Source organism: Azospirillum sp. TSO35-2 (assembly GCF_003116095.1).
Taxonomy (GTDB): Bacteria; Pseudomonadota; Alphaproteobacteria; order Azospirillales; family Azospirillaceae; genus Azospirillum.
This window is the reverse complement of the sequence record NZ_LGRA01000021.1, coordinates 850,136-875,457: the sequence shown is the minus strand read 5'-3', so window position 1 is coordinate 875,457 and position 25,322 is coordinate 850,136. Positions and strand designations below refer to the sequence as shown.

At 69.7% G+C, this 25,322-nt stretch carries 22 protein-coding genes; 12 read left to right on the top strand and 10 right to left on the bottom strand.

The window, feature by feature from the left end; genetic code table 11:
• Positions 1-6: 6 nt before the first annotated feature.
• Positions 7-747, bottom strand: coding sequence for an SDR family oxidoreductase (locus TSO352_RS20060; RefSeq protein ID WP_109110755.1), 741 nt, complete (start codon positions 745-747; stop codon positions 7-9).
• Between the two features lie 101 nt (positions 748-848).
• Between TSO352_RS20060 and TSO352_RS20055 the strand changes: the two genes are divergently transcribed.
• Positions 849-1,742 carry a LysR family transcriptional regulator gene (locus tag TSO352_RS20055; protein WP_109109021.1) on the top strand — a complete coding sequence of 298 codons (894 nt, stop codon included), beginning with the start codon at positions 849-851 and terminating at the stop codon, positions 1,740-1,742.
• 272 nt (positions 1,743-2,014) lie between these two features.
• Here the strand turns inward: TSO352_RS20055 and TSO352_RS20050 are convergent, their stop codons facing one another.
• Positions 2,015-2,911: a ParB/RepB/Spo0J family partition protein gene (locus TSO352_RS20050; protein WP_109109020.1), complete on the bottom strand. Its 897-nt coding sequence runs from the start codon at positions 2,909-2,911 to the stop codon at positions 2,015-2,017.
• Positions 2,901-3,977 (bottom strand): AAA family ATPase, encoded by a 1,077-nt coding sequence (locus TSO352_RS20045; RefSeq protein WP_247872273.1) that lies wholly within the window; start codon positions 3,975-3,977, stop codon positions 2,901-2,903. The genes TSO352_RS20050 and TSO352_RS20045 overlap by 11 nt, the downstream gene beginning before the upstream one ends.
• Positions 3,978-4,454: 477 nt before the next feature.
• On the opposite strand from TSO352_RS20045, the gene TSO352_RS20040 reads away from it, so the two are divergent.
• Positions 4,455-5,396 (top strand): replication protein RepA, encoded by a 942-nt coding sequence (locus tag TSO352_RS20040; protein ID WP_109109018.1) that lies wholly within the window; start codon positions 4,455-4,457, stop codon positions 5,394-5,396.
• A 567-nt stretch (positions 5,397-5,963) separates the two neighbouring features.
• Here TSO352_RS20040 and TSO352_RS20035 read toward each other — a convergent pair.
• On the bottom strand, positions 5,964-6,182 hold the full coding sequence (locus TSO352_RS20035; protein WP_109109017.1) for a hypothetical protein: 219 nt from the start codon (positions 6,180-6,182) through the stop codon (positions 5,964-5,966).
• Positions 6,183-6,248: 66 nt separating this feature from the next.
• Positions 6,249-7,202, bottom strand: coding sequence for a DUF4142 domain-containing protein (locus TSO352_RS20030; RefSeq protein ID WP_109109016.1), 954 nt, complete (start codon positions 7,200-7,202; stop codon positions 6,249-6,251).
• Positions 7,203-7,512: 310 nt separating this feature from the next.
• Here TSO352_RS20030 and TSO352_RS20025 point away from each other — a divergent pair, with 310 nt between their 5' ends.
• From TSO352_RS20025 to TSO352_RS20015, 3 genes are all read left to right on the top strand, one after another.
• Entirely contained in the window at positions 7,513-9,198 is a 1,686-nt protein-coding gene (locus TSO352_RS20025; protein ID WP_247872272.1) for a GMC family oxidoreductase, read from the top strand.
• Between the two features lie 98 nt (positions 9,199-9,296).
• Positions 9,297-9,866 carry a mismatch-specific DNA-glycosylase gene (locus TSO352_RS20020; protein WP_109109015.1) on the top strand — a complete coding sequence of 190 codons (570 nt, stop codon included), beginning with the start codon at positions 9,297-9,299 and terminating at the stop codon, positions 9,864-9,866.
• Positions 9,867-10,016: 150 nt separating this feature from the next.
• The gene (locus TSO352_RS20015; protein WP_146210775.1) at positions 10,017-10,457 is read left to right on the top strand and encodes a hypothetical protein; all 441 of its coding nucleotides are present in this window, start codon (positions 10,017-10,019) and stop codon (positions 10,455-10,457) included.
• Here TSO352_RS20015 and TSO352_RS20010 read toward each other — a convergent pair.
• The 3 genes from TSO352_RS20010 to TSO352_RS20000 all read right to left on the bottom strand — a co-directional run bounded on the left by TSO352_RS20010 (position 10,405) and on the right by TSO352_RS20000 (position 14,914).
• Positions 10,405-12,054: a sensor domain-containing diguanylate cyclase gene (locus tag TSO352_RS20010; protein ID WP_109109013.1), complete on the bottom strand. Its 1,650-nt coding sequence runs from the start codon at positions 12,052-12,054 to the stop codon at positions 10,405-10,407. The genes TSO352_RS20015 and TSO352_RS20010 overlap by 53 nt on opposite strands.
• 145 nt (positions 12,055-12,199) lie before the next feature.
• A complete protein-coding gene (locus TSO352_RS20005) occupies positions 12,200-14,449 on the bottom strand; it encodes a xanthine dehydrogenase family protein molybdopterin-binding subunit (RefSeq protein WP_109109012.1) in 2,250 nt (749 codons plus the stop codon).
• A gap of 3 nt (positions 14,450-14,452) precedes the next feature.
• Complete coding sequence (locus TSO352_RS20000) at positions 14,453-14,914, bottom strand: (2Fe-2S)-binding protein (protein WP_109109011.1); 462 nt, start codon at positions 14,912-14,914, stop codon at positions 14,453-14,455.
• Between the two features lie 199 nt (positions 14,915-15,113).
• Between TSO352_RS20000 and TSO352_RS19995 the strand changes: the two genes are divergently transcribed.
• The 4 genes from TSO352_RS19995 to thiD all read left to right on the top strand — a co-directional run bounded on the left by TSO352_RS19995 (position 15,114) and on the right by thiD (position 19,585).
• Positions 15,114-16,028 carry a LysR family transcriptional regulator gene (locus TSO352_RS19995; protein ID WP_109110753.1) on the top strand — a complete coding sequence of 305 codons (915 nt, stop codon included), beginning with the start codon at positions 15,114-15,116 and terminating at the stop codon, positions 16,026-16,028.
• Positions 16,029-16,100: 72 nt separating this feature from the next.
• Complete coding sequence (folP, locus tag TSO352_RS19990) at positions 16,101-17,258, top strand: dihydropteroate synthase (protein WP_109109010.1); 1,158 nt, start codon at positions 16,101-16,103, stop codon at positions 17,256-17,258.
• Positions 17,259-17,414: 156 nt separating this feature from the next.
• Positions 17,415-18,788 carry a phosphoglucosamine mutase gene (glmM, locus tag TSO352_RS19985; RefSeq protein ID WP_109109009.1) on the top strand — a complete coding sequence of 458 codons (1,374 nt, stop codon included), beginning with the start codon at positions 17,415-17,417 and terminating at the stop codon, positions 18,786-18,788.
• Positions 18,785-19,585, top strand: a complete 801-nt coding sequence (gene thiD / locus TSO352_RS19980) for a bifunctional hydroxymethylpyrimidine kinase/phosphomethylpyrimidine kinase (protein ID WP_109109008.1) — start codon at positions 18,785-18,787, stop codon at positions 19,583-19,585. The genes glmM and thiD overlap by 4 nt, the downstream gene beginning before the upstream one ends.
• A gap of 128 nt (positions 19,586-19,713) precedes the next feature.
• Here thiD and TSO352_RS19975 read toward each other — a convergent pair whose 3' ends face one another.
• Positions 19,714-20,598 carry a 3-hydroxybutyryl-CoA dehydrogenase gene (locus TSO352_RS19975; protein WP_109109007.1) on the bottom strand — a complete coding sequence of 295 codons (885 nt, stop codon included), beginning with the start codon at positions 20,596-20,598 and terminating at the stop codon, positions 19,714-19,716.
• A 312-nt stretch (positions 20,599-20,910) separates the two neighbouring features.
• Between TSO352_RS19975 and TSO352_RS19970 the strand changes: the two genes are divergently transcribed.
• Genes TSO352_RS19970 through TSO352_RS19960 form a run of 3 tightly spaced genes read left to right on the top strand, consistent with a single transcriptional unit; the run spans position 20,911 to position 23,611 of the window.
• A complete protein-coding gene (locus tag TSO352_RS19970) occupies positions 20,911-21,888 on the top strand; it encodes an ABC transporter substrate-binding protein (RefSeq protein WP_109109006.1) in 978 nt (325 codons plus the stop codon).
• Positions 21,889-21,916: 28 nt separating this feature from the next.
• Positions 21,917-22,750 carry an ABC transporter permease gene (locus TSO352_RS19965; protein WP_109109005.1) on the top strand — a complete coding sequence of 278 codons (834 nt, stop codon included), beginning with the start codon at positions 21,917-21,919 and terminating at the stop codon, positions 22,748-22,750.
• Between the two features lie 24 nt (positions 22,751-22,774).
• A complete protein-coding gene (locus tag TSO352_RS19960) occupies positions 22,775-23,611 on the top strand; it encodes an ABC transporter ATP-binding protein (protein WP_109110752.1) in 837 nt (278 codons plus the stop codon).
• 124 nt (positions 23,612-23,735) lie between these two features.
• Here TSO352_RS19960 and TSO352_RS19955 read toward each other — a convergent pair whose 3' ends face one another.
• Positions 23,736-25,265 (bottom strand): sigma 54-interacting transcriptional regulator, encoded by a 1,530-nt coding sequence (locus TSO352_RS19955; protein WP_109109004.1) that lies wholly within the window; start codon positions 25,263-25,265, stop codon positions 23,736-23,738.
• Positions 25,266-25,322: the final 57 nt, after the last annotated feature.

Below are 25,322 nucleotides of genomic sequence, written 5' to 3'. Positions count from 1 at the left end.
CCTCCTTCAGACCACGCCGCCGTTGGCGCGGATCACCTGGCCGTTGATCCAGCCGGAGTCCGTGCCGGCGAGGAAGGCCACCACCGACGCGATGTCGTCCGGCTGCCCGAGCCGGCCGAGCGGATTCATCTTCCGGATGTTGTCGATCAGGGTCTCGGGCTTGCCCGTCAGGAACAGGTCGGTTGCGACCGGTCCGGGGGCGACCGCGTTCACCGTGATGGAGCGCGCTCCGAATTCCTTGGCGGCGATGTGGGTCAGCGCCTCGATCGCGGCCTTGGTCGCGGCATAGACGCCGTAGGTCGGCTGGTAGAGGCCGACGACGCTGGTCGAGAGGTTGATGACGCGCCCGCCGTCGGCGATCCGCCGTCCGGCCTCGCGCAGACCGCGGAAGACGCCTCCCAGATTGGTGTCGACCTGCCGGGCGAAGCTCACGTCGTCGGTGTCGGTGATCGGGGACAGCGTCATGATCCCGGCGTTGTTGACCAGGACGTCGACCCGGCCGAAGGCGTGCTCCGCCTCGTCGAACAGTGTCGTGAAGCCGGCGGGGTCCGAGATGTCCGCGCGGACCGCCCGTGCGGTGCCGCCGCCCCGGGTGATCGACCGGACGACCTCTTCCGCCGCCTCCCGGCTTCCGGCGTAGTTGACGATGACGGCGAGTCCGTCGTTTGCGAGCCGCCGGGCGATCGCCGCGCCGATCCCTCTGGAGGCTCCGGTGACGATCGCGTTCCTTTGTCTCTTGTCGCTCATCGACATTCTCCCTTGCTGATGCCCCTGAGTTTGCTCCATCCTGTGCCCAGAACAATCCACGTCGTCTTGACAACACAGTTCGGGCTGAGCGAACAAACTCCATGGATCGTTTCGAGCGCATGCAGCTTTTCGTGCGTGTCGTAGAGCGTCGCAGCTTCTCGGCCGCCGCCGCCGACCTCGGGCTGGGGCGTTCCACGGCGACCGAGGCGCTGAAGCGGTTCGAGCAGGAACTCGGCGTGCGGCTGCTGGAGCGGACCACCCGGCATGTGGCGCCGACCCTCGACGGCGAGGCGTTCTACGCCCGGTGCAAGCGGATCCTGGCCGAGGTGGAGGAGGCGGAGAACGCGTTCCGCGACCCGCAGCCGCGCGGCCTGTTGCGGGTCGATGCCCATGGCCTGCTGACGCGGACCTTTCTGCTGCCGCGCCTGTCGGAATTCCTGGCGCGCTATCCCCACCTCGACCTGCAGCTGGGCCAGGGCGACCGGCTGGTCGACCTTGTCCGCGAGGGGGTCGATTGCGTGATCCGGGCGGGCACGGCGGAGGACAGCGGCCTGGTCATGCGGCGGCTCGGCTCCCTCACCGAGATCACATGCGCCAGCCCCGGATACCTGGAACGGTACGGATGTCCGGAGAGCCCCAAACAGTTGGAGGGACACCGGGCGGTCGGCTTCCTGTCGTCCCGCACCTCCCAGGTGCTTCCCCTGGAGTTTATGGTGGACGGCGTTCTGCGCGAGGTGGTGCTGCCCTCCCGCGTGACGGTCAACAATTCCGATACGCTGGCCGAACTCGCCAGGCTGGGCTTTGGCCTGATTCAGGCGCCTCGCTACCGCCTTGCCGAGGATCTGCGCACGGGCCAGCTCGTCGAGGTCCTCAGCGCGTTCCGACCGCAGCCGACACCGTTGGCGGCGCTGTACCCCCAGAACCGTCATACGGCGCCGCGGCTGCGGGTGTTCCTCGATTGGATCAGCAGCCTCTTTGCCGAAGCCGAACTCTGACAGGGCGCGGACACACAGGCCTGTGCAACGCACTTGCCTCCGCCGAGGCTTGGAAATGGTGTTTCCGACCGCCGTCTTGGTCGAGACGGAGCGTGATGATCGCCCCGCCAGCCGCTTGGACAGCCCAGATCCCTTGATCCAGCCGAAGACCTCCTCGAGCCGTTCGCGGATGCGCAAGTCTCATCAACACCGTTGCCGATGATCCCGCTGTTGAGGGCTTGCCCCTCGTACCCGCACTTAAAGAACCAAGGTCCAGCCGCCCGGCTCCGCCCTCACTCACCCAGCAGCGCGTCGATCCGTCCGCGCAGGTCCCGCAGGGCGGCGCGCTGGTCGTCGTCGAGTGCCCCACCCCGCGCACGCACGGCGTCCAGCGTCTTGACCGTCTTGCGCAGGCTGCTGACCAGCGCGGCACCCGCCTCCTTGGCCGCCTCCTTAGCCGCCGGGACCGGCGTCGCGCCACCCGCTTCGGTCAGTTCCCTGCGGGCGGCGCGCAGCGCGGCGATGGTGCAGCCGGCCTTGACCATCTCCCACAGGCGCAACTGCACGGCCGGGTCGTCGGCGTCGACCAGCTCGAACAGCGCCGACTTGCCGATGCGGCCACGGTGGGCCGGGTATTCCTGCCGGATCGCCGGCGGCAGCGCCAGGACGCCCAGGCTGCGCGTCACCTCGGTCTTGTTCAGGCCGCTGACGCCGGCCAGCTGCTCGTGGGTGTAGCCATGCTCCTCCCGCAGCGCGGCGAGGCCGCCGGCGGTTTCGAAGGCGTCGAGATCCTCGCGCTGCAGGTTCTCGATCAACGCCAGCTCGGCGCCGTTGCCGTCCTTCACCAGCAGCGCGTAGATCGTCGTCTTGCCGGCAAGGCGGGAGGCGCGGACGCGGCGTTCGCCCCACACCAGCGCGTAGCGGCCATCCTCCGCCTTGCGCACGCCGACCGGCTGGCGCACGCCGACGCGGCGGATCGATTCGGCCAGCGTTTCCAGCGTCGCCTCGTCGAAGCGGCGGCGCGGCTGCTGCGGGTTGGGATCGATGCGGTCGAGGTCGAGTTCCACGATCTCCGGGTGGTCGGCCGACACGCGGAAGCGCGGATCGCTGGTCACCGCACCCGAGGCGCCCGACACCGCCTTGGACAGCATCTTCGACTTGGTGGCCTGGGCGAGCAGCTTATTGGACATGCGCGGATTCCTGACGCTTGGCGCGGAGGGCGATCACCGTGTCCGCGACTTCCTGGTAGCTCTGGGCGCCGGGGGCGGACGGGATCGCCTCCAGCGTCGGGCGGCCGGCGGCCGAGCCCTGCGGGTATTGGGTGGAGGAGGGCACCGGCGCGAAGATGCGCGTCTTGGCGCCATACACCTCGTGCAACTGCGCCAGCGTCAGCCGGTCCATCGAATGGCGTTCGGCGTACATGGTCGGCAGGATGCCCAGCACCTCGACGCCCGGATTGACGCGGCGGCGGACCTTGGTCAGCGTGTTGTCGATCAGCATCGGCACGCCCAGCGCCGCCATCGGTTCCGTCTGCACCGGCACCAGCACATAGTCGGAGCAGTTCAGCGCGTTGATCGTCACCTGCCCCAGGTTGGGCGGGCAGTCGATGACGACGGCGTCGTAATTGCCTTCGATGTCGCCCAGCTTCTCGCGCAGCGCCAGGTTGCTGTTGGGATCGCCGGCCATCTCGCCGTCGGCCTGCGACAGGGTCAGGCTGGAGGGCAGCAGGTCGAACAGGTCGCCGCAGACCCGAACGATGGTCTTGTCGATCGGCCGGTCCTTCAGCAGCACGTGGTAGAGCGTCGCCCCCTCGCGGTCGAGCGCGTAGGCGTCGATCCCCAAATGCATGGTGGCGTTGGCCTGGGCGTCGGCGTCGACCAGCAGCACCCGCATGCCCGACTTGGCCAGCAGATAGGCGAGGTTGACCGCGGTGGTGGTCTTGCCGACGCCGCCCTTCTGGTTGGCGACGGAAATCTTGGTGGCGACCCGCCGCGACGCCGGCCCGCCCGGGACGCTCTGCGCCGGCAGCCCCTTGTGCCGGCCGCCGGAACCGGCCGCCATCGTGTCGCTGAGCGAGACGAGCTGCGCCACGATCTGCGGCACCCGCTCGCTGCCGTTTTCCCAGCGGCTGACACGGTTGCGGTCGTAGCGGCGGCTGAGCTGGCCGTTGAGCCAGTCCGCCAGATCCTGCTGGCCCATGCTGCGTCCCTCGCGGAACGCGCGCAACTGTTCGCCCTTCATGGATGTCGAGATCACCGGTCCGGTCCGTATCTGGCGCAAGGTTGGCCCGACTGTGCCAATCCCGTGACGGAACCGTCAACCCGTCACGGTGACATTACCCGCACATGATCCGGTTGGGCGGATCGCTGCGTCATATGCGCAACAGGAACCGCCCGCCCATCCGGGAGTCGGGCCCCGGTTCCGATTCGCGACGGACCCCTCGGGTTTTCAGGGCGTTGTCCATCGTACTTTGGGAACGCAGCGCCGGTGCGACGCCGACACCCGGAACGTGCGGCGACGGTGCACCGTACTTTAGGGACAAAGTCGGCACGCCACAAAGACACGACTCGCCTGCGACTCGGGATTTCCCCCGTACTTTGGGAACCAAGCAACTAATAGACTCTTTTTTCTAACAAATAGCTTTGCCCCCAGAGTACGAATTGCCAGCGGCCAATTCTTGCGACAGAGTCCAAACGGTGATCGTCGGGAAGTGACGACGGTCGGGAGGCACCCATGGGCGAAATTCATCAACTCATCATCCAGCACGGCCGTGACCGCGCCAAAGAACTCGTGCCGCCGGAACAGCGCGGCATGGTGGAAGCGGCCGCCGCGGTGCTTGCCGATGAATCGCGCCATCTGGGCATCACCTACAGCGGCTTTTGCCTGACCGCTCTTCCGCATCGCCGGATCGACGACGACGCGGTGTGGGAACGCATCGGCCACCGCGTGACGCTGGTCGTCGAGCCGGGGCGCCTGCGCATCGCCGGCGAGGATCGCAAGTTCGGCGTGCCCTACGGCAGCAAGGCCCGGTTGGTGCTGCTGTACCTGCAGACCAAGGCGATCCAGACCAACTCCCGCGAAGTGCCGCTCGGCCGGTCGATGCATGACTGGATGCGCAGCCTGAACGTCAGCACCGGCGGCAAGAATTACCGCGACCTCAAAGAGCAATGCAACCGGCTGTCGGCCTGCAGCCTGAAGTTCTATTGGGAAGGCGACCGCGCCGGTACTCAGCGTTGGGCGAAGGACACCATCATCACCGGTGGCCTCACCTTCAACGACGAGGATGTCCGCCAGGGTTCCCTGTGGGAAGAGCAGGTTTATCTGGGCGAGCATTTCTTCCGGTCCCTGAAGGAGCATCCGGTCCCGGTGCTGGAATCGGCGATCCGCGAGATCTCCAACCGCTCGATGGCGATCGACGTCTACATCTGGCTGGCCTACCGGCTTCACGTGATCGAAGAGCCGACGATGATCAGCTACGCCGCGCTCTACAGCCAGTTCGGCGCCGGTTTCGACAATCTGCGGCGATTCCGGCACAAGTTCCCGGAATCGCTCTACTACGCCCTGTCGGTCTATCCGGAGGCGAAGGCCGAGGTGCGCAAGGACGGCGTTCTGCTCTACCCCTCGCCCCCCGCGGTGGCCAGCGACCGCCGCGCGGCGGCGGCCATCGGCTATTGAACCTCGTCGGGTTCTCCCCCGGCAGCGGGTGCGGGACTTTCCGCCCGCATCGCAACCGTCCCTAAAGTACGAAGCGCCCCGCTCAGACCCCGCTGCACGGCGGCTTTGACGGCTCGGGTTTCGTACTTTGGGGACGGTGACGGTTTCAGCCTTTCCCGACCCCGGCCGTCGAAGCGACACACTCCCGAAGCGACTCACTTCGACCTGTTCAACGGAACCCGTGATGCGATATCGCACCATGCCGCTTCGTACTTTGGGGACAGGCTGACAGGCGTCTCCATCGTCACGCCCACGGTTGCGCCTCGTTCACGCGTTTCGATGGCAGGCAGCAACGAGACACCTGTTGGTTTCAGCCCCGCGTCCCGCAAGTTCGTACTTTGGGGACGGTTCGCCGGGCGGGGGACGAATGGAGGCGACGGCACCGATTTCTGCGTACTTTAGGGACGCTCCGGACCGCCGCCTGGCCGGCGTCGTCGTCGTACTTTAGGAGTCATCGTACTTTAGGGACGGCGCCGGCCATGCCGGAACAGGGGAGGGTGGCTGCGCACCACTCCCCCGGGAAACCGCCTATTCGTCCGGATTGCGGTTGGCGGAGTGCTCCTGCAACTGTTCGGTCTGCACCGCCTTGCTGTCCAGTCCGCGGGCGTCGGAATGCCGGGACTTGTCGCGATTCGACAGCACCGTGTTGTCGCCGACGGTGCCTTCCGGCAGGTCGGTGGTGGCGCCGGTGCCGCTGCCCTTGCCCTGCGTGCCGGTGCCCATGTGCTTCTTGCTGGCGTTCGCCATGGCGATCTCCGTTGATGCCCTTGTCGGTGGGGTGGCGCCGGGGCATGCCCGGCGCCGGAAGCGGATTTACTGCGGGTTGCGGGGCTGGCTGCCGGTCGTGCCGGGGGCCGTCGTGGTGCCCGTGGTGCTGTGGTTCATCGTCCCGGTGTGGTTCCGGTCGCTGCTGCTGTGCTTGCCCAGCGAAACAGTGGTGTCGTCGTACTTGAATTCCTTCATCTGCTTGACCTGATCCTCGGTCACCTGGCTGGCGACGATGCGGTCGCCGCTGCTGTTCAGCAGATTGTAGTCGAGCGCAACCTGCTTGGCGCCGATGCCCAGGACCCCGCCGCGGTCCAGGATCACCGCGGTGGCGGCGCCCGACTGCGGGTCGAGGATGATGTCGGCCACGTCGCCCAGCTTTTTGCCGTCCTGGCCGTAGACGTTCTTGCCCATCAGCTTTTCGAAGCTGGTGCTCTGCTGGTTGGCGTTGCCGGTGGAGGCGACGTTCGGGCGCAGGTCGCGGACTTGGCGAAGGTGCTGTTCCAGCGTCGGCAGCGTCTGGTCGGCGAACCGCTTCAGGTCGGCGTCCTTGCCGTTCTTGGCTTGGTCGCGGAACAGGGTGACGGCCTTCTGGTGGGCGTCGATCTGGCCTTGCAGATAGGCGGAATCGAACTCGTCGCCCTTCAGGCCGCGCAGTTGGTCGAGCTTCTGCGTGTGTTCGGAATCGAGCTTGGTCGGCAGGTCCATCGACTTCTGCTTGGCCAGCGCCTTCATCGCGTCCGCGGTCTTGTTGTGGTCGGCCACCATATGGCCGCCGAACTGCTTCACGCCCTTGTCCTTGGCCTGGTCCTGCGCCAGCTTGCCGGCCTGGATTTCGAACATGTCGCTGATCGCCGCCGTGTCGGCGAAGGTCTTGTCCTGTGGCGCCAGCGGGCCCTGGCTGGTGGCGGTCTTGGTCGGGGTGGGGGTCTGGGCCATGCCGACGGCGGGTGCCGTGAACAGGATCAGAGCGGCCGTCGCGAGAAGATGATGGCGTTTCATGGCGGCAATTCCTGCAGGTTTCGTGGTTGGGGCTGCTGCCCGGCGGCCGTGGCCCATGGCGAAGGGCCGAGCCGTGGGGCTTTCGCCTTTCAACCGCCGACCGCGCCCGTCGTTCCCCCCGGGCCCCGGCCAGGGCTGGTGGTGCGGGCTGGCGGGATTCGCCACCGGGGGCTGCCGCCGGGCGGGGTGCCGCCGAAGGTTTTCAAGATGCGAAGAACAGCGCGCCGGGGGTATAGCCGAATGCGCGCTCGGCCTAGGCCGCCTGTCCGGGGCATGAAATGACGACTATGACCCCGGTTCGGAGGCCCGCTTGCTTCGTGACGCCCGCCATGTCCTCAACGGCACGCACATCGACTGTGACCTCTGCATCATCGGCGGAGGGGCGGCCGGTCTCACCATGGCGCGCGAACTCGCCGGCAGCGCGTGCAGTCTGGTCCTGCTCGAAGGCGGCGGCCTGGAGGTCGACGGCATCTCCCAGGCGCTCTACGCCGGGCGCAACGTCGGCCTGCCCTATGAACGGCTGACCACCGCCCGCAGCCGCTATCTCGGCGGCAGCACCAACTGCTGGGGCGGCTTCTCCCGCCCGCTGGAGCCGGGCGATTTCGCCGCGCGCTCCTGGATCCCCGGCAGCGGCTGGCCGATCCCGCGCGAGACGATGATGCCCTTCTACGAACGGGCGCAGAGCGTGCTCGGGCTCGGGCCGTTCGACTACGACAACGACTTCTGGATGGAGCGGGTCGGCGGCCGCGGCGCGGCGCTGATGCCGGTCGACGGCGGCGATTTCGAGAACCGCGTCGCCCAGCTCAGCCCGCCGATCCGCATGGGCGAGGCCTATCGGGCAGAGATCGGGCACGCCGCCAACATCACCGCCTTCCTGAACGCCAACGTCACCGCCCTGGAGACCAACGCCTCGGCGACGGCGGTGGAGCGGGTCCAGGTCCGCACGCTGGAAGGCCCGCGCTTCACGGTGGGGGCCCGGCTGTTCGTGCTGTGCTGCGGCGGGATCGAGAACGCGCGCATCCTGCTGCTGTCCAACCAGGCGCAGCCGGCCGGGCTGGGCAACGGGCATGATCTGGTCGGCCGCTGCTTCGCCGATCACCCGCGCTTCAAGACGGCGCCGGTGCGGTTGACCGACCAGGGGCGGCACCGCAAGCTCTACGACGTCAGCCTCTGCCTCGCCCGGCGGCGGCTGAAACGCCCGCACCCCTCGGTGGCGCTGGCGTTGTCGCCGACCCAGGAACTGCAGGAGCGCTGGGGGTTGCCCAACTCGCGCAGCTATCTGGTCGCCTCCTACCACTCCGGGGCGCTCGACGCCTTCAAGGCGATGCGGGATCTGCGGCTGCTGCCGTCGCGCCACCGCTGCCGCCGGTTCGGCGTGTCGGAGGACGAGGCGGCGAGCCTGCTGCGCAACGCCGGCCCCCGCATCCTGCGGAGCCTGCCGCAGCTGGCCGACGCGCTGTTCGACAGCACGATCGATCCAGGGTGGCTCAGCCGCAGCTTCACCCTGGAAACGGTGCTGGAGCCGGTCCCCAACCCCGACAGCCGGGTGACGCTGGACCACGCCACCGACCCGTTCGGCTGCAACCTGCCGCGGGTCGACTGGCGCCTGACCGAGCAGGACCGGCGTGGTGCGGCCGACACCCAGAGGTTGCTGCTGCAGGACCTGATGCAGCGGGGGCTGGTCCGGGCCGAGCCCGGCACTGTCGCGGCCGCCGCGGATGAACCGGAGATGGCCGATGTCGGCTGGTGCTGGCACCATATGGGGACGACGCGGATGCACGAATCGCCGCGTCACGGCGTGGTCGATCCCGAGGGCCGCGTGCATGGGGTGGGGAACCTGTATGTCGCCGGCAGCTCGGTCTTTCCCACCATGGGGGCGGACCATCCGACCATGACCATCGTCGCGCTGGCGCTGCGCATGACCGATCGCATCGCCGCGCTGTTGCAGGACGAGCGGAACAGCCCGCCCGCCCCGGCGGTCGCCGCCTCGCTGTAGGCGGCGGGAGCGGACGTAAGGTCCGGGCGGCGGCAGGGCAGGGGGTGAGCGGCGGGACGGGCTTGCCGCACCGCCGCCGCTGCGCTGAGATGGCACCCATGGACCTGTTCGATGATCTTCCCGCTCCACCACCGCCCGCCGGACTGCCGCCGGCCGGTGGTCCCTTGCCCGACATCGTGGCACCGGGGCTCGATTGCCTGTTCGTCGGCTTCAACCCCGGCCTGCGGTCGGGCACGCTCGGCCACCATTACGCCGGGCGCGGCAACCAGTTCTGGCGGCTGCTGGCGGCGGCCGAGTTGACCCCGCGCCTGTACCGGGCGGAGGAGGACACGACGCTGCCGGCCATCGGCCTCGGCTCCACCAACCTGGTGGCGCGCGCCACCGCGACCGCGGCCGAGCTGTCGCGGGCGGAGCTGCGCGGCGGCGTGCCGCGGCTGGCGCGGATCGTCGCCTTCGTCCGGCCGCGGGTGCTGGCCTACACCGGCAAGGGCGTCTATCTGGCGGCGACCGGCCTGACGGACGCGCCGTGGGGCGTGCAGGAGCGCCCGCTGTTCGACGGCGTCGCCGACGTGGTGGTGCCCTCGCCGAGCGGGCTCGCCCGCCTGCCTTTCGAGGACAAGCTGCATTGGTACACCCAGATCCGGGCGGAGATCGACCGGCGGCGCTGACGATGCGGCGGGCGCGGCGCAAAGGGGGCAGCGGGCAGGGCCGGAGGTCCGCCGGTGGCACTCCGCCTGTGCCGGCTCTTCGCCGGGAAAGGCGACCGGTCCGGCGCAACCTTGAGCGATGCTGCGCTCCGGGGCCGCATGGGACAGGGCATGACCGTCATCGATCACAGCGACGGACGCGAAGGCAGGCAGCGCGGCGACGAAGGACCGGGACCGACATCCGGCGGCGATCCCGTCGCCGTTCGCCTGCGCCGCCGGAGGTGGGCCGTGGTGGCGCTGGCGGTGCTGCTGCTGGCGGCGGTGCTGCGCGCCGCCTGCTACCTCACGGTGCTGCAGGCTCCCGCCGCTGCCGGGTGGGGCCACATGGGGGTGACAGTCGCGGCGGAGGGTGCGGCGCCGGACAGCGGCGCCGTCGACCCCTGGGCGCCGCACCCGTGGGGGCCGCACCCCTGGCGCTTCCTCCGGCTGCGGCGCCCTGCCGTGCCGCACCCGCACCCCATGGCCCCCGTCCCCCCGGCACCCATGCGCGCCACCCTGGTCAGTCAAGGTCCTGGGCAAGCCCAACCGGAACCGGGCCCGTCGGAACGGTGAAGGCGACGCGGTTTCGTCCCAGCGACTTGGCGCGGTAGAGCTGCTCGTCGGCACGGGCGACCACCTCCTCCGGCACGGTGTCGGCCTCGACCGTGACGCAGACGACCCCCAGGCTGACGGTGACCCGCCCGGTTTCGGACGCCCGGTGGGGAATGCGCAGCGCGGACACCGCCTCACGCAGCCGTTCGGCGACCGTGGCGGCGCCGGGCAGGTCGGTTTCGGGCAGGATGACGGCGAATTCCTCGCCACCATAGCGGGCGGCGAGGTCGAACGGCCGCTGGACCATGGCGGCGACCACCCCGGCCACCATGCGCAGGCACTCGTCCCCGGCGACGTGGCCGTAACCGTCGTTGAAGGCCTTGAAATGGTCGATGTCCAGCATGATCAGCGCCAACGGCGCCCGGCTCCGCCGCAGCCGCCGGATCTCCGCCATCAACACGCCGTCGAAGTGGCGGCGGTTGTCCAGCCCGGTGAGCGCGTCGGTCCACGCCTCCATCTGCGCCCGGTCGCGCTCATGCTCGCGCTGGCGCAGCAGTTCGCCCGCCACGGTCATCGCCTGCCCGACGCGGTCGGCCTCGCGCAGGCCGAGCGGAGGCACGGCGACCGGTTCGCCGCGGCCGAGCGCCAGGGCCGGTTGGATCAGCGCCTCGATCGGGCGGGAGATGTCGCGGCCGATCCGGCGGGCGAGGACCAGACCGACCAGCAGCAGGACCGCGCCGACCGTCAGGTTCAGCCACAGCGAGCGGGCAAGGTCGGCGTTCAGCAGATGCTCCGGCACCTCCACCACCACGGTCCAGCCCAGTTCGGCGGAGCGGTTGTAGGCCACCAGTTCGGTCTGGCCGTGCCGGCCGTCGTGCAGGATCACGCCGCGGGACTGCCGGGCGGCGGCGGCGAGGATCCGGGGCTCGTCATGCGGGCCGTCGCCAACGCCGGTGGCGCCGGCCGCCGCGCCGCCGCGGGTCACCACCGTGCCGGCGCCGTCCAGCACCTCCACCGTCCAGCCCGCCGGCAGCGTGTGCCGAGCCAGCACCGCATCCAGATGCTTGGCGTCGAGTGACATCGCCAGGAACGACACCACGCGGCCATCCCGCAGCACCGGCACCGCCAGGGCCACCACATTCATCTTCAGCACCGGCCCGTAGAACAGGTTGGTGACGCCGGGCCGGGCGGTGTCCCGCACCGCCAGCATCGCCGGGCTGAGCGTTTCCCTGGGCAGCGGCGTGCCGAAGGGGCGGGCGGTGTTGACCAGCTGCTGACCGTTCAGGTCGATGTGGAGCAGGTTGATGCCGGGCGACTGGGCCAGCACGTCGCGCGCCTGCCGGTCGAGCGCCGCCAGATTGCCGGCGTCGATGCTGGGCGAGGTCGACAGGGCGAGAAGCGCCGCCTCGACCGCCCCGAGATCACGCTCCACCACGAAGGTCAGGTTCTGGGCCGCGGCGGTCAGCACCTGTTCGACCTCCGCCCGGCCGCGGTCGTGCGACAGGGCGGCCAGGAAACCGGCGAAGGCCGAGGCCGGCAGCACGCAGACCACCACCAGGGCGGCGATCCGCGTGCGGATGCTGAAGGACCAGGGAGCCGGCGCCGGTGTCGTCGTCAAACCGTTCCTGCCCGTTCGCTGTGACGCTCAGAAGGGGCAGTATTGGCAGGCAACAATTGATGAGCAACCGTGAACGCGACCGGGCCCGGGGGCCCTCACCCGAAGAGGTGAGGGCCCCCGGCGGCACCGATCGCCCCGGCCTTCCTTAGACGATCCCGTCCCGGCTGAAGGGCAGGGTCTGCAGCGGCTGGCCGGTCACCGAGAAGACGGCGTTGGCCACCGCCGGGGCGACGGTCGGCACGCCCGGCTCGCCGGCGCCGGTCGGCCGTTCGTGCGACGGCACGATGTGGACCTCGACCGCCGGCATGTCCGACATCCGCAAGGGCAGGAAGCTGTCGAAGTTGCCCTGGTCGACCAGCCCGTCGGTCATGGTGATCTCGCCGCGCAGCGCGTGGCCGATGCCCCAGCCGGCGCCGCCCTCCATCTGCGCCTTGACGATGTCGGGGTTGACCACCTCGCCGCAGTCGATGGCGACGACGACACGGTCGACCTTGACCTGGCCCTTGGCGTCGACCGTCACGTCGGCGACATGGGCGACGTAGGTGTTGAAGCTTTCATGCACGGCGACGCCGCGGCCCTTGCCCTTGGCCAGCGGCTGGCCCCAGCCGGCCTTGTCCGCCGCCAGCTTCAGCACGCCGGCCAGACGCGGGTGGTCCTTCAGCATCTCCATGCGGAAGGCGACCGGGTCCTTGCCCGCCGCCTTGGCGAGGCGGTCGATCATCACCTCCTTGGCGTAGGCGGTGTGGGTGTGGCCGACCGACCGCCACCACAGCGTCGTCACCGGCGACGTCGGGCTGTGCAGGTCGACCGCGAGGTTCGGCACCGGGTAGGCCATGTCCGACGCGCCCTCGACCGAGGTCTCGTCGACGCCGTTCTTGACCATCACCGCCTCGAACGGCGTGCCGGCCATGAAGCTCTGGCCGACGATGCGCTGCTTCCAGGCGACCAGATTGCCCTTGGCGTCCACCGCCGCCTTGATCCGGTGCAGGAACAGCGGGCGGTAGCGGCCGCCCTTGATGTCGTCCTCGCGCGTCCAGACCAGATGCACCGGGGCCTTGGGGTAGGCCTTGGCGATCATCGCCGCCTCGGCGATGTAGTCGCCGTTCGGGGTGGCACGCCGGCCGAAGCTGCCGCCGGCCCATTGCGTCTCGATCTTCACCTGCTCCGGCTTGCAGCCGAGGACGCCGGCGACGACCATCTGCTCGACGCCCTGGAACTGGGAGCCGGCCCAGATGGTGCAGCCGCCGTCGGGGTTCAGGGCGACCACCGCGTTCAGCGGCTCCATCGGCGCGTGGGCGAGGTAGGGGAAGACGAACTCGCCGTCGATGACGTGGCCGCCGTTGGCCGCCACCGTGGTGAAGGTCTTGTCGGCGTCGCCCTTGTTGGCGGCGACGGCGCCCGGCTGGTCGGCCAGCTTGCGGTAGTCGGCCAGCATGGCGTCGGTGCCGCGCGTTTCGGCCTTGGCGTCATCCCAGGTGATCTTCAGCGCCTCGCGGCCCTGGGTGGCGGCCCAGGTGTTCTTCGCGATCACCGCGACGCCGACCGGCAGGGTCAGCACCTCGATCACGCCCGGCACCTTGCGGGCGGCCGCGTCGTCGACGCTCTTCACCGTACCGCCGAAGCGCGGCGAGCGGGCCAGCACCGCCGTCACCTGGCCGGGACGGCGGATGTCCATGGCGAAGATCGCGGTGCCGTTGGTCTTGCTGATGTGGTCCAGCCGGTGCAGGTCGGGCTTGCCGATCAGCACATAGTCCTTGGCCTCCTTCAGCTTGACCTGCTGCGGGACTGGCAACTTGGCGGCGTCGGTCGCCAGATCGCCGAAGGTGAAGCTGCGGCCCGAGGCGGCGTGGCGCACCACGCCCTTCGCCACCGTCACCTCGCCGGCCGGGACGTTCCAGCGGGCGGCGGCGGTGGCGACCAGCATGGCGCGGGCGGCGGCGCCGGCCATCCGCAGCTCGTCCCAGCTGTTGGCGACGGCGGTCGAGCCGCCGGTGCCCTGGACGCCGAAGAAATGGTTGGCGTAGAGCTTGTTGTCGGCCGGGGCGAAGGCGCCGCGCACCTGGGCCCAGTCGGCGTCCAGCTCTTCCGCCACGATGGTGGCGAGGCCGGTGACGATGCCCTGGCCCTTGTCCAGATGCTTGGCCAGCACGGTCACCGTGTTGTCCGGCGCGATGATGATGAACAGCTGCGGCCGCGGGTCGGCCGGGCCGATGATCTTCGGCGCCGCCTCGGCGGCCAGCGCCGGCATCGGCAGGTGGGCGCCGATGACCAGGGCGCCGCCGCCGGCCCCGACCGCCTTCAGGAAGGAGCGGCGGGACGGGGTGGGCAGCGGCTTGGCGGCGATGTCCAGCGCGAAGCCGGAGCGGGCGGCCTGACGGATCAGATGGTGCAGCATGGATCAGGCCCTCATCGTCTGGGCGGCGTCTTTGATCGCCGCGCGGATGCGGACATAGGTGGCGCAGCGGCAGACGTTGCCGTCCATTGCCGAATCGATGTCCGCGTCGGTCGGGTTCCGGTTGTCGGTCAGCAGCGCGATGGCGCTCATGATCTGGCCGGACTGGCAATAGCCGCACTGGACGACGTCCAGCTTCTGCCACGCCGCCTGCACGGCCTCCGCCGCCTTGCCGCGGACGCCCTCGATCGTCGTGACCTTGGACTCCGGGGTCAGCATGCTGACCGGCGTTTGGCAGGCGCGGATCGGCTGGCCGTCGACATGGACGGTGCAGGCGCCGCACTGGGCGATGCCGCAGCCGAACTTGGTGCCGGTCATGTTCAACTCGTCCCGCAGGACCCACAGCAGCGGCATGTCGCCCGGTACGTCGACCTGCCGTTCCTCACCGTTGACGTTGATGCTGATCATGGCTTGTGCCTCTTTCTCCCTGAACGGACGTAACCCCGGAAACCCCGCGGGTGGATCCGCTGCCCGGTTTTGGGCGTTGGCTGACGATGCTGTACGATCGATGGGACGTTCCGCCCGATTGGGATGGCGGGTGAACGTCGGCTGTGCAGAATACACGGTACAGTGCACAATGAACTAGATGGGCTGCATTCATATCGCCATGAGAGCCATTCATAACCCTGCCCTCGACCTGAACCTGATCAAGGTGTTCGACGCGCTGCTGGAAACGCGCAACGTCTCGCGCGCGGCCGAGGCGCTGGGCGTCAGCCAATCGGCGGTCAGCCACGCGCTGGGCCGGCTGCGGACGCTGGTCGGCGATCCGCTGTTCGTGCGCACCGGCAACCGGATGGAGCCGACGCCGCGCGCCCAGCGTCTGGCCGAGCCGCTGCGCGACCTGCTGATCGGCGCCGCACGGGCGCTGTCGGCGGAGGAGGGTTTCGATCCGCTGCGGGAGGAGCGCAGCTTCACGATCTCCACCTCCGATTCGATGCAGGCGGTGCTGCTGACCGGCATCCTGCGCGACGCGGCGCAGGGCGACCTCCGGGTGTCGGTGGCGCTGCGCAGCCTCGACCCCGACGCCACGCTGAACGCGCTGGACGACGGCAGCGTCGATCTGGCGATCGGCTACATCGAGGATCTGCGGCGCTGGCACGACCGCCAGTTCCTCTACCGCGAGGAGCATGTCTGCCTGTTCAACCCGGCGCTGGTGCCGGTGACGCCGCCGATCGGGCTGGAGGACTACACCCGCTATCCCCACCTGATGCCGTCGCTGCGCGGCGGGCTGACCAGCTTCGTCGACGACGAGCTGCACGCGCTGGGCACCCGGCGGCGGGTCGCCGCCTCGACCACGCAGTTCCTGGCGATCCCGATGATCCTGACCCGGGCGCCGATGCTGACCACCCTGCCGGCCCGGCTGGCCCGGCTCTGCGCCGACGCGCTGGGGCTGGCGACCAGCCCGCTGCCGTTCGAATCCGGCGATTACGAGGTGTCGATGATCTGGCACCGCCGCAACACCGGCTCCCCCTCCCACAGCTGGCTGCGGCAGCGCATCGGCGAGGAGGCGGCGCGGCTCTGATTGCTCCTTGCCTTGCGGCGGGGCGCCGTGCCAGGAACGGTGGAGCGTTCCCGTGATGCCAGGGGTTTTCCGATGCCGCCGACCTCCGCCAAACCCGCGTCCAAACCCGTGGCCGCCAAGTCCGCAGCCGGCTCGCTGGCGGGTTTCTGCCCCTGGGCGGTGGAGGAGGGGGTGCGGGTCTATCTGCGCCCGGTCGGGCTGATGCCGGTCGCCGCCTGGGCCAAGGGGGCGGCGGTGCCGCTGGCCGGCGGGCGCTTCGCCTTTTCCACCGCCGAGCTGATCGTCCGCGACGGCGGCGCCCGCCTCGACCGCGCCTTCGCCCCGCTGTCGGAGATCATGGCCTGGGGCTGGGAGCGGTCGCGCCCGGTGGCGGAGGCGCTCGACCGCCAGCTCGGCGCGCTGACCCGGGCGCGGGCGCCGTTCGGCGGGCTGGCCTTCGACCGGCCGCGGATCATGGGCATCGTCAACGTGACGCCCGACAGCTTCTCCGACGGCGGAGATTTCTTCGACCCCGCCGCCGCCATCGCCCACGGCGAGGCGATGCTGGCGGCCGGCGCCGACCTGCTGGACATCGGCGGCGAGTCCACCCGCCCCGGCGCCGCCCCGGTTCCGCCGGAGGAGGAGGAGGCGCGCGTCCTGCCGGTGATCCGTCATTTCGCCGCGAAGGGCGCCGTCGTCTCGGTCGACACCCGCCACGCCCGGGTGATGGACTCCGCGGCGGCGGCCGGCGCCCGCATCGTCAACGATATCGCCGGCCTCGGCGACCCCGACGCGCTGCCGGTGGTGGCGCGCACCGCCATGCCGGTGGTGCTGATGCACATGCAGGGCGAGCCCGGGACCATGCAGAAGGACCCGACCTACCGCGACGCCGCGCTGGACGTGTTCGACTGGCTGGAGGCGCGGGTGGCCCGCTGCACCGCCGCCGGCGTGCCGGCGGAGCGCATCGCCGTCGATCCCGGCATCGGTTTCGGCAAGACGGTGGAGCACAACCTGGAGATCCTGCGCCACACCGCGCTGTACCACGCGCTGGGCTGCGCGGTGCTGATCGGCCTGTCGCGCAAGGCGTTCATCGGCCGCCTGTCACGCGGCGAGGCGCCGAAGGACCGTGTGGCCGGGTCGCTCGCCGCCGGGTTGGAGACGCTGAACCAGGGGGCGCAGATCCTGCGCGTCCACGACGTCGCCGAAACCGCCCAGGCGCGCGCCCTGTGGGAAGGGCTGCATCCGCTCTGATCCCGCGCCGGACCTTGGCCGCGCCTACCCCTTTCGCACAGACGCCGAAGGATGCTTGACCCGCGGGCGCGGGCGGGTGAAGAAACACTCTTCATTTGGCGCTCCCGGTCCGTCGATCCGGATCGCGGAACGCCCGAGGCTCTACCCGAGGTTCTCATGACGCGACACCTGTTCGGCACCGACGGCATCCGCGGCACCGCCAACGTCGACCCGATGACCGCCGAAACGGCCCTGCGCGTGGCGATGGCGACCGCGCTGCAATTCCGCCGCGGTTCCCATCGGCACCGGGTGGTGATCGGCAAGGACACCCGCCTGTCCGGCTATCTGCTGGAACCGGCCCTGACCGCCGGCTTCATCTCCATGGGGATGGACGTGGTGCTGGTCGGGCCGCTGCCGACCCCGGCGGTCGCCATGCTGACCCGCAGCTTGCGCGCCGACATGGGCGTCGTGATCTCCGCCTCGCACAACCCCTACCAGGACAACGGCATCAAGCTGTTCGGCCCCGACGGCTACAAGCTGTCCGACGGCGTCGAGGCGGCGATCGAGGCGCGGATGACGCAGCCCTTCGCCCCCGACCTCGCCGGGCCGGCCGATCTCGGCCGCGCCAGCCGGCTGGACGACGCCACCGGCCGCTACATTGAGTATGTCAAGAACACCTTCCCGCGCGGCCTGCGGCTCGACGGGCTGAAGATCGTCGTCGATTGCGCCAACGGCGCCGCCTACAAGGTGGCGCCCAAGGTGCTGTACGAGCTGGGGGCCGACGTGATCCCGGTCGGCGTCAACCCCGACGGCACCAACATCAACAAGGGCTGCGGCGCCACCGCCACCCAGACCCTGCAGGAACAGGTGGTCGCCCACGGCGCCCATCTCGGCATCGCGCTGGACGGCGACGCCGACCGCCTGATCATGGTCGACGAGGCCGGGCGCCCGATTGACGGCGACCAGCTGATGTCGCTGATCGCCACCTCCTGGGCGTCGTCGCAGACGCTGCGCGGCGGCGGCGTGGTGGCCACGGTGATGTCCAACCTGGGCATGGAGCGCCATCTCGGCGGGCTCGGCCTGCATCTGGCGCGCACGCCGGTCGGCGACCGCTACGTGGTCGAGCTGATGCGGGAGCGCGGCTACAACGTCGGCGGCGAGCAGTCGGGGCACGTCGTGCTGTCCGACTACTCCACCACCGGCGACGGGCTGATCGCGGCGTTGCAGGTGCTGGCGGTGCTGATCCAGGCGAACGGCCGGTCGGCCAGCGAGGTCTGCCGGGTGTTCGAACCGGTGCCGCAGAAGCTGACCAACGTCCGCTTCGCCGCCGGGACCAAGCCGCTGGAGGACACCGTCGTCCAGCAGGCGATCCGCGACGGCGAGGCGCAGCTGGCGTCGAGCGGCCGCATCCTGATCCGCAAGTCGGGCACCGAGCCGGTCATCCGCGTGATGGCGGAGGGCGACGACGAGGCCCTGGTTCACCGCGTGGTCGCCGACATCGCCGACGCCATCCAGGCCGGCGCCAACCGCAAGCTGGAGGCCGCGCAATGAAGGGTCGTGTCCTGATCGTCGCCGGGTCGGATTCGGGGGGCGGCGCCGGCATCCAGGCCGACATCAAGGCGGTGAGCGCGCTCGGTGCCTACGCCGCGACGGCGATCGCCGCGCTGACCGCGCAGAACACCACCGGCGTCTATGGCGTGATCCCGGTCGATCCGGCCTTCGTCGCGCTCCAGATGAAGGTGGTGCTGGAGGACATCGGCGCCGACGCGGTGAAGATCGGCATGCTCGCCAACGCCGCCGTGATCGAGGCGGTGGCGACCGAATACGAGGCGCAGGCGGTGAACGTCCCGCTGGTCGTCGATCCGGTGATGATTTCCAAGAGCGGCCACCATCTGCTGGACCCCGACGCGGTGCTGACCCTGCGCAAGCGGCTGCTGCCGCTGGCCGAGCTGGTGACGCCGAACCTGCCGGAGGCCGAGGCGCTGACCGACATCGCGATCCGCGACCTGGACGACATGCGCCGCGCCGCCAAACTGATCCTGACCTTCGGCCCGAAGGCGGTGCTGTTGAAGGGCGGGCATCTGGAGGACGACCGTCTGCACGACCTCCTGCTGACGGAGGAGGGCGAGACGCTGTTCGAGGGCACCCGCATCCACACGCCGCACACCCACGGCACCGGCTGCACGCTGGCGTCGGCCATCGCCGCCGGCTTGGCCCAGGGGCTGACGACCCGCGACGCGGTGGCCCGTGCGCGCGCCTTTGTCGAGACGGCGATCCTGACCGCGCCTGGGCTGGGGCATGGCCACGGGCCGCTCAACCACCTGCACACGGTGCGGGAGTTTCCGTGAGGGGATGAGGGGGCGGTGAACTTGGCCCCCTCCCTGACCCTCTCCCGCTGACAGGCGGGGGAGGGCGGGACCCGCTCGATCGAGCGGGAGTGAGGGGGCATCGCACCTCGGCCATGCCCCCGACCCCATCACTTCGCGGGCTTGCTGTAGTCGAAGAAGCCGCGGCCGGACTTGCGGCCGAGGTAGCCGGCGTCGACCATCTCCTTCAGCAGCGGGGCCGGGCGGTACTTCGGGTCGTTGAAGCCCTGGTAGAAGACGTCCATGATGAACAGCATGGTGTCCAGACCGATCAGGTCGGCCAGCGCCAACGGGCCGATCGGGTGGTTGCAGCCCAGCTTCATGCCGGCGTCGATGTCCTCCGCCGTGGCCAGACCTTCCTGAAGGGCGAAGATCGCCTCGTTGATCATCGGGCACAGGATGCGGTTGACCGCAAAGCCGGGGCTGTTCTTGGCGGTGATCGGTGCCTTGCCGACGCGCTTGGCGAAGGCCTCGGCCTTGGCGTGGGTGTCGTCGGAGGTCTGGATGCCGCGGATCAGCTCCAAGAGCGCCATCAGCGGCACCGGGTTGAAGAAGTGCATGCCGATGAAGCGGTCGGGACGGTCGGTCGCCGCGGCCAGCTTGGTGATGGAAATCGACGAGGTGTTGGTGGCGACCAGCGCGTCCGGCTTCAGGAAGCTGCAGAGATCCTTCAGGATCTTGACCTTCAGATCCTCGTTCTCGGTCGCCGCCTCGATCACCAGGTCGCAGCTCGCCAGCTTCGACTTGTCGGTCGTCGCGGTGATGCGGGCCAGTGCCGCCTCGCGGTCGGCGGCGGTCATCTTCTCCTTCTTGACCAGACGGTCAAGGCTGCCGCCCACGGTCGACAGCCCGCGCTGCACCGCCGCGTCGGAGATGTCGGTCATCACCACCGTCAGGCCGGCGATGGCGCAGACCTGGGCGATGCCGTTGCCCATGGTGCCGGCACCGATGACGCCGATGGTCTGGACCTCGGTGGTTCCCGTGCTCTCGGTCATTGTCCCCATTCCTTTTTGGTTTCGCAGGTGCAGCATCTTCTACACGGTTTTGCAGAGCGCTGCGATGGCTTGTCGTTGGCGGTCCGGCGCCGCGTGGCCGTCGCGGCGTCCTGCCGCAGGATGCCGGCCGTCGGCGGATTTCCGCCGATGACGAGCGGCCGGACGGCGGAAATCCGCCGATCCGCGGTCGGAGCCGCACGGCCCGGTCCAGGCTTTCCAACTGTTTGCGCGGCCAACGGATGGTGGCACGGGCCTTGCTGATACCGGGGCAACCGCGGCGACGGGCCGTGGACCAAGCCTTGGGAGAGAATCATGCTCAGGAAGAGCCTGCTTGCCGCCGCCGCCTTCGCCGCCGCCGCCCTGGTCACCCAGGCCGCCGGGGCCGCCGATCTGGTCCGACTGGGCAACCTGAAATTCGCCCATTACGGCGCGGTGTCCTACATGAAGGAGATCGCCGGCAAGTACGACCTGAAGATCGAAGAGCGGGTCTTCCCCAAGGGCATCGACATCCTGCCCGCCATCGTCGCCGGCGAGATCGACGTCGCCGCCAGCGCGGTCGACGCCGCCATCGCCGGCCGTGCCTCGGGCGTGCCGATCTACGCCGTCGCCGGTTTCGCCAAGGGCGGCGCCCGCATCGTCGCCAAGCCCGATGCCGGCATCAAGACCATCGCCGACCTGAAGGGCAAGAAGGTCGCCACCCCGCGCGGCGGCGCGCAGGAGCTGATCCTGCTGGCCGAACTGTCCAAGCACGGGCTGAGCTGGTCCGACCGTCCGGGCAAGGACGTGCAGATCGTCTACATGGCCTACGCCGACATGAACCAGGCGCTGCTGTCCGGCAACATCGACGCCATGTCGCAGTCGGAGCCGCAGTCGAGCCAGGCCATCAACAAGGGCTTCGGCGTCGAGGTGGTCAAGCCCTACGACACCGAGCTGGGCGAGCCGGTCCGCTCGCTGGTCGTCACCGAGGCCTTCTACACGAAGAAGCACGACGTGGCCGAGCGCCTGATCCGCTGCTTCGTCGAGGCGACCGCGACCTTCATCGCCAACCCCGACCTCGCCGAGAAATACGTCCGCGAGCAGATGTTCAAGGGCCAGATCACCAGCCAGGACTTCAAGGACGCCATCGGCAACTCGCCCTACAGCTACGACATCACGGCCGAGCATGTGCAGACCACGACGGACATGATGCAGAAGTTCGGCGTCGGCCGCATGGACGCGCCGCCGAAGGCCGCCGACTGGGTGAAGCTCGACCTGCTGGAAAAGGCCAAGGCCGCCTCCAAGACCAACTGAGCCCATTCCAGCGGAAGGAGGACGCGCCATGTCCCAAGCCAAGCCCCGTTTTTCGCCCGCCGTCGTGGTTCGCGGCGCCCTGGTTCCCGTCCTGATGATCGCCCTGTGGCAGGGGCTGTCGTCGTCGGGAATGATCAACCCGGTGGTGCTGCCCTCGCCGGTGGCGGTGGTCGAACGCTGGTGGGCCTATCTGCTGCCGGCCGACCCCTATGACCCGGCGCAATCCAGCTGGATCCTGTGGGCGTTGTCGGGCGAGATGCTGTTCGACGCCTGGTCCAGCCTGTACCGCGTGGTGCTGGGCTTTGCGGTCGGCGCCGGGCTGGCGTTGCCGCTGGGGCTGGCGATGGGCGGCAACCCGCGCGTCTACGCGCTGTTCGACCCGCTGATGCAGGTGCTGCGGCCGATCCCGCCGATCGCCTACATCCCGCTGGCGATCCTGTGGTTCGGTCTGGGCAACGCGCCCGCCATCTTCCTGATCGCCATCGGCGCCTTCTTCCCGGTGCTGATGAACACCATCGCCGGGGTGCGGCATGTCGACGGCATCTATCTGCGCGCCGCCCGCAACCTGGGCGCCGGGCGGTTGACGATGTTCGTCCGCGTCATCCTGCCCGCCGCCACCCCCTACATCTTGGCCGGCGCCCGCATCGGCATCGGCACCGCCTTCATCGTCGTGATCGTGTCGGAGATGATCGCCGTCAACTCCGGCCTCGGCTTCCGCATCCTGGAGGCGCGCGAGTTCATGTGGTCCGACAAGATCATCGCCGGGATGTTCACCATCGGCCTGCTGGGGCTGGCGATCGACATCGCGATGAACCGCCTGAACAACCACCTGCTGCGCTGGCACCGCGGCCTGGAAAACTAACCGGGAGGGATGGAGATGACGCCCATGCTGAAGACCATCGCGGACAGCCTGCCAACGGCCGACACCGCCCCGGTGCAGATCCGGGTGCGCGACGTGGAGAAGACCTTCACCGTCGGCCCGCAGAAGATCGTGGCGCTCCAGGGCATCGACCTGGACATCCGCCGGGGCGAGTTCGTGTGCCTGCTCGGCCCCTCGGGCTGCGGCAAGTCCACCCTGTTGAACGCCGTCGCCGGCTTCCAGCCGCCGACCAAGGGGGCGGTGACGGTCGATGGCCGCACCATCACCGCGCCCGGCCCCGACCGCGGCATGGTGTTCCAGGAATACGCCCTGTTCCCCTGGATGACGGTGGCGCAGAATGTCGCCTTCGGCCTTGAAATCAAGAAGATGGGGAAGGCGGAGATCGCCGAGCGGGTCGAGTGGCTGTTGCAGAAGCTGCATCTGCAGGACTTCCGCAACCGCTATCCCAAGGATCTGTCCGGCGGCATGCGCCAGCGCGTCGCCATCGCCCGCGTCCTGGCGCTCGACAGCCCGATCCTGCTGATGGACGAGCCGTTCGGCGCGCTCGACGCCCTGACCCGCCGCACCCTGCAGGACGAGCTGCTGCGCATCTGGGAGGAGGTCGGCAAGACCATCCTGTTCGTGACGCACTCGATCGAGGAGAGCATCTATCTGGCCGACCGCATCATCGTGATGACCTACCGGCCGGGCACCATCAAGCGCGACGTCCGCGTCGACATGCCTCGCCCCCGCGACGGCGCCGCGCCGGAGTTCAACCGCCTGAAGCGCGAGCTGTCGCAGATGGTCATGGAGGAGCAACAGCGCTTCAGCCAGGACGAGATCCGGTCGGTAACCGCAGACTGAGGTCAATGGCGCTGGTCAATGACCAGTGCCGTTGGAGGGCCGCGACGGCGGCCCAGCGGGCTCGTGCCCGCGATAGCCAAGCGGGCGGATGCCCGCGCCGGCGACTGAGGCAATTAAAAAGCTCCTAACGCTCCGGAATGCGGTATTTCCGCAGCTTGTTGGCGATCATGGTGTGCGAGGTGTTGAGCCGCGCCGCCAGTTTCCGGCTGGAGGGGAAGCGGGGGTAGAGCCGGCGCAGCAGCGCCTGCTCGAAACCCGCCACCGCCTCCTCCCAGCCCTCCGCCTCGTCCGCCGGGCCGTCCGCCGGCGCCATGCCGGCCCCGGCCAGTTCCAGGTCGGCGGTGTCGAGCGCGCCGCCGTCGCTCATCGTCACCGCGCGGAAGATGACGTTTTCCAATTGCCGCACGTTGCCGGGCCAGCGGTTGGCCAGCAGCGCCGATCCCGCCGCCGCGGTCAATCGGCAGGGCGGCCGGCGGGCCTGGGCGCAGGCGCGGGCGATGAAATGGCGGGCGAGCAGCAGGATATCGCTGCCGCGCTCGCGCAACGGCGGCACCTGCAGGGTCAGCACGTTCAGGCGATAGAACAGATCCTCGCGGAAGCTGTGGTCGGCGACCATCGCCTCCAGCGAGCGGTGGGTGGCGCTGATCACCCGCACGTCGACCTTCTGCTCGCGCTCGCCGCCGACCCGACGGAAGCTGCCGTCGTTGAGGAAGCGCAGCAGCTTGGCCTGGAGATAGGCCGACATCTCGCCGATCTCGTCGAGGAAGACGGTGCCGCCGTGCGCCAGTTCCAGCAGCCCCGGCTTGCCGCCGCGCTGGGCCCCGGTGAAGGAACCGGGGGCGTAGCCGAACAGCTCGCTCTCCGCCAGATTCTCCGGCACCGCGGCGCAGTTCAGCGCCAGGAAGGGCTTGTCGCGGCGCGGGCTGGCGCGGTGGCAGGCGTGGGCGATCAGCTCCTTGCCGGTGCCGGTCTCGCCCAGGATCAGCAGCGGCGCCTCCATCGCGGCGACGCGGGTGGCCCGCGCCTTCAGCGTCCGCACCGGCGGCGATTCGCCGAGGATGCGGTCGAAGCCGCCCTCGTCGAAATTCTGCAGCGCGTCCAACCGTTCGCCCAGCCGCGACGGGGTGAACAGGGTGATGACGGCGCCCGCCGCCTCGACGTCGACGATCGGCGTGACCTCCAGCAGGAAGGGCTGGCCGTTCAGCGTCACCTCGCGCCCCGACATGCGGAAACCGCCGCCGATCAACTCGCCGGTCAGGGCGGGCTCGCCAAACAGCGCGCCGAGGTCGCGGCCGGCCAGTTGTGATTCGGCCAGGCCGGCGACCGCCGCCGCCGCCGCGCTCGCCACCACGACGCGGCCGGCGCGGTCGACCGCCAGCACCGGGTCGGGCAGGGCGGCCAGCAGCGCGTCGAGATGCAGCCGCCGCCGCGTGCCGGGCAGCATGTCGATGGCGGCGACCGAGCGCACCCCGACGATGGCCCGCAACGCGTCGGCCAGCGCCGGCAGCGCCGCCGGGTCGAGGCCGGGAGCGTCGATGTGGATCAGCGGCGGATCGACCTCGACGGCGACGACGTTGAGGCGGCGGATCGCCAGCACGGCGAGGATTTCATGGGCGATGCCGACCCGGTCGGCGAAGGTGACTTCGATGCGCATGGGGGGTGGGGGAACTGCGGGTGGGGAGGTGTCGGCTGCCGGATGCCCCCACCCCGA

Coding starts and splice junctions, on each gene's coding strand:
- TSO352_RS20060 (WP_109110755.1), bottom strand. CDS start 747: ATGAGCGACAAGAGACAAAGGAACGCGATCGTCACCGGAGCCTCCAGA.
- TSO352_RS20055 (WP_109109021.1), top strand. CDS start 849: ATGGATCGTTTCGAGCGCATGCAGCTTTTCGTGCGTGTCGTAGAGCGT.
- TSO352_RS20050 (WP_109109020.1), bottom strand. CDS start 2,911: ATGTCCAATAAGCTGCTCGCCCAGGCCACCAAGTCGAAGATGCTGTCC.
- TSO352_RS20040 (WP_109109018.1), top strand. CDS start 4,455: ATGGGCGAAATTCATCAACTCATCATCCAGCACGGCCGTGACCGCGCC.
- TSO352_RS20035 (WP_109109017.1), bottom strand. CDS start 6,182: ATGGCGAACGCCAGCAAGAAGCACATGGGCACCGGCACGCAGGGCAAG.
- TSO352_RS20030 (WP_109109016.1), bottom strand. CDS start 7,202: ATGAAACGCCATCATCTTCTCGCGACGGCCGCTCTGATCCTGTTCACG.
- TSO352_RS20020 (WP_109109015.1), top strand. CDS start 9,297: ATGGACCTGTTCGATGATCTTCCCGCTCCACCACCGCCCGCCGGACTG.
- TSO352_RS20015 (WP_146210775.1), top strand. CDS start 10,017: ATGACCGTCATCGATCACAGCGACGGACGCGAAGGCAGGCAGCGCGGC.
- TSO352_RS20005 (WP_109109012.1), bottom strand. CDS start 14,449: ATGCTGCACCATCTGATCCGTCAGGCCGCCCGCTCCGGCTTCGCGCTG.
- TSO352_RS20000 (WP_109109011.1), bottom strand. CDS start 14,914: ATGATCAGCATCAACGTCAACGGTGAGGAACGGCAGGTCGACGTACCG.
- TSO352_RS19995 (WP_109110753.1), top strand. CDS start 15,114: ATGAGAGCCATTCATAACCCTGCCCTCGACCTGAACCTGATCAAGGTG.
- folP (WP_109109010.1), top strand. CDS start 16,101: ATGCCGCCGACCTCCGCCAAACCCGCGTCCAAACCCGTGGCCGCCAAG.
- glmM (WP_109109009.1), top strand. CDS start 17,415: ATGACGCGACACCTGTTCGGCACCGACGGCATCCGCGGCACCGCCAAC.
- thiD (WP_109109008.1), top strand. CDS start 18,785: ATGAAGGGTCGTGTCCTGATCGTCGCCGGGTCGGATTCGGGGGGCGGC.
- TSO352_RS19975 (WP_109109007.1), bottom strand. CDS start 20,598: ATGACCGAGAGCACGGGAACCACCGAGGTCCAGACCATCGGCGTCATC.
- TSO352_RS19970 (WP_109109006.1), top strand. CDS start 20,911: ATGCTCAGGAAGAGCCTGCTTGCCGCCGCCGCCTTCGCCGCCGCCGCC.
- TSO352_RS19965 (WP_109109005.1), top strand. CDS start 21,917: ATGTCCCAAGCCAAGCCCCGTTTTTCGCCCGCCGTCGTGGTTCGCGGC.
- TSO352_RS19960 (WP_109110752.1), top strand. CDS start 22,775: ATGCTGAAGACCATCGCGGACAGCCTGCCAACGGCCGACACCGCCCCG.
- TSO352_RS19955 (WP_109109004.1), bottom strand. CDS start 25,265: ATGCGCATCGAAGTCACCTTCGCCGACCGGGTCGGCATCGCCCATGAA.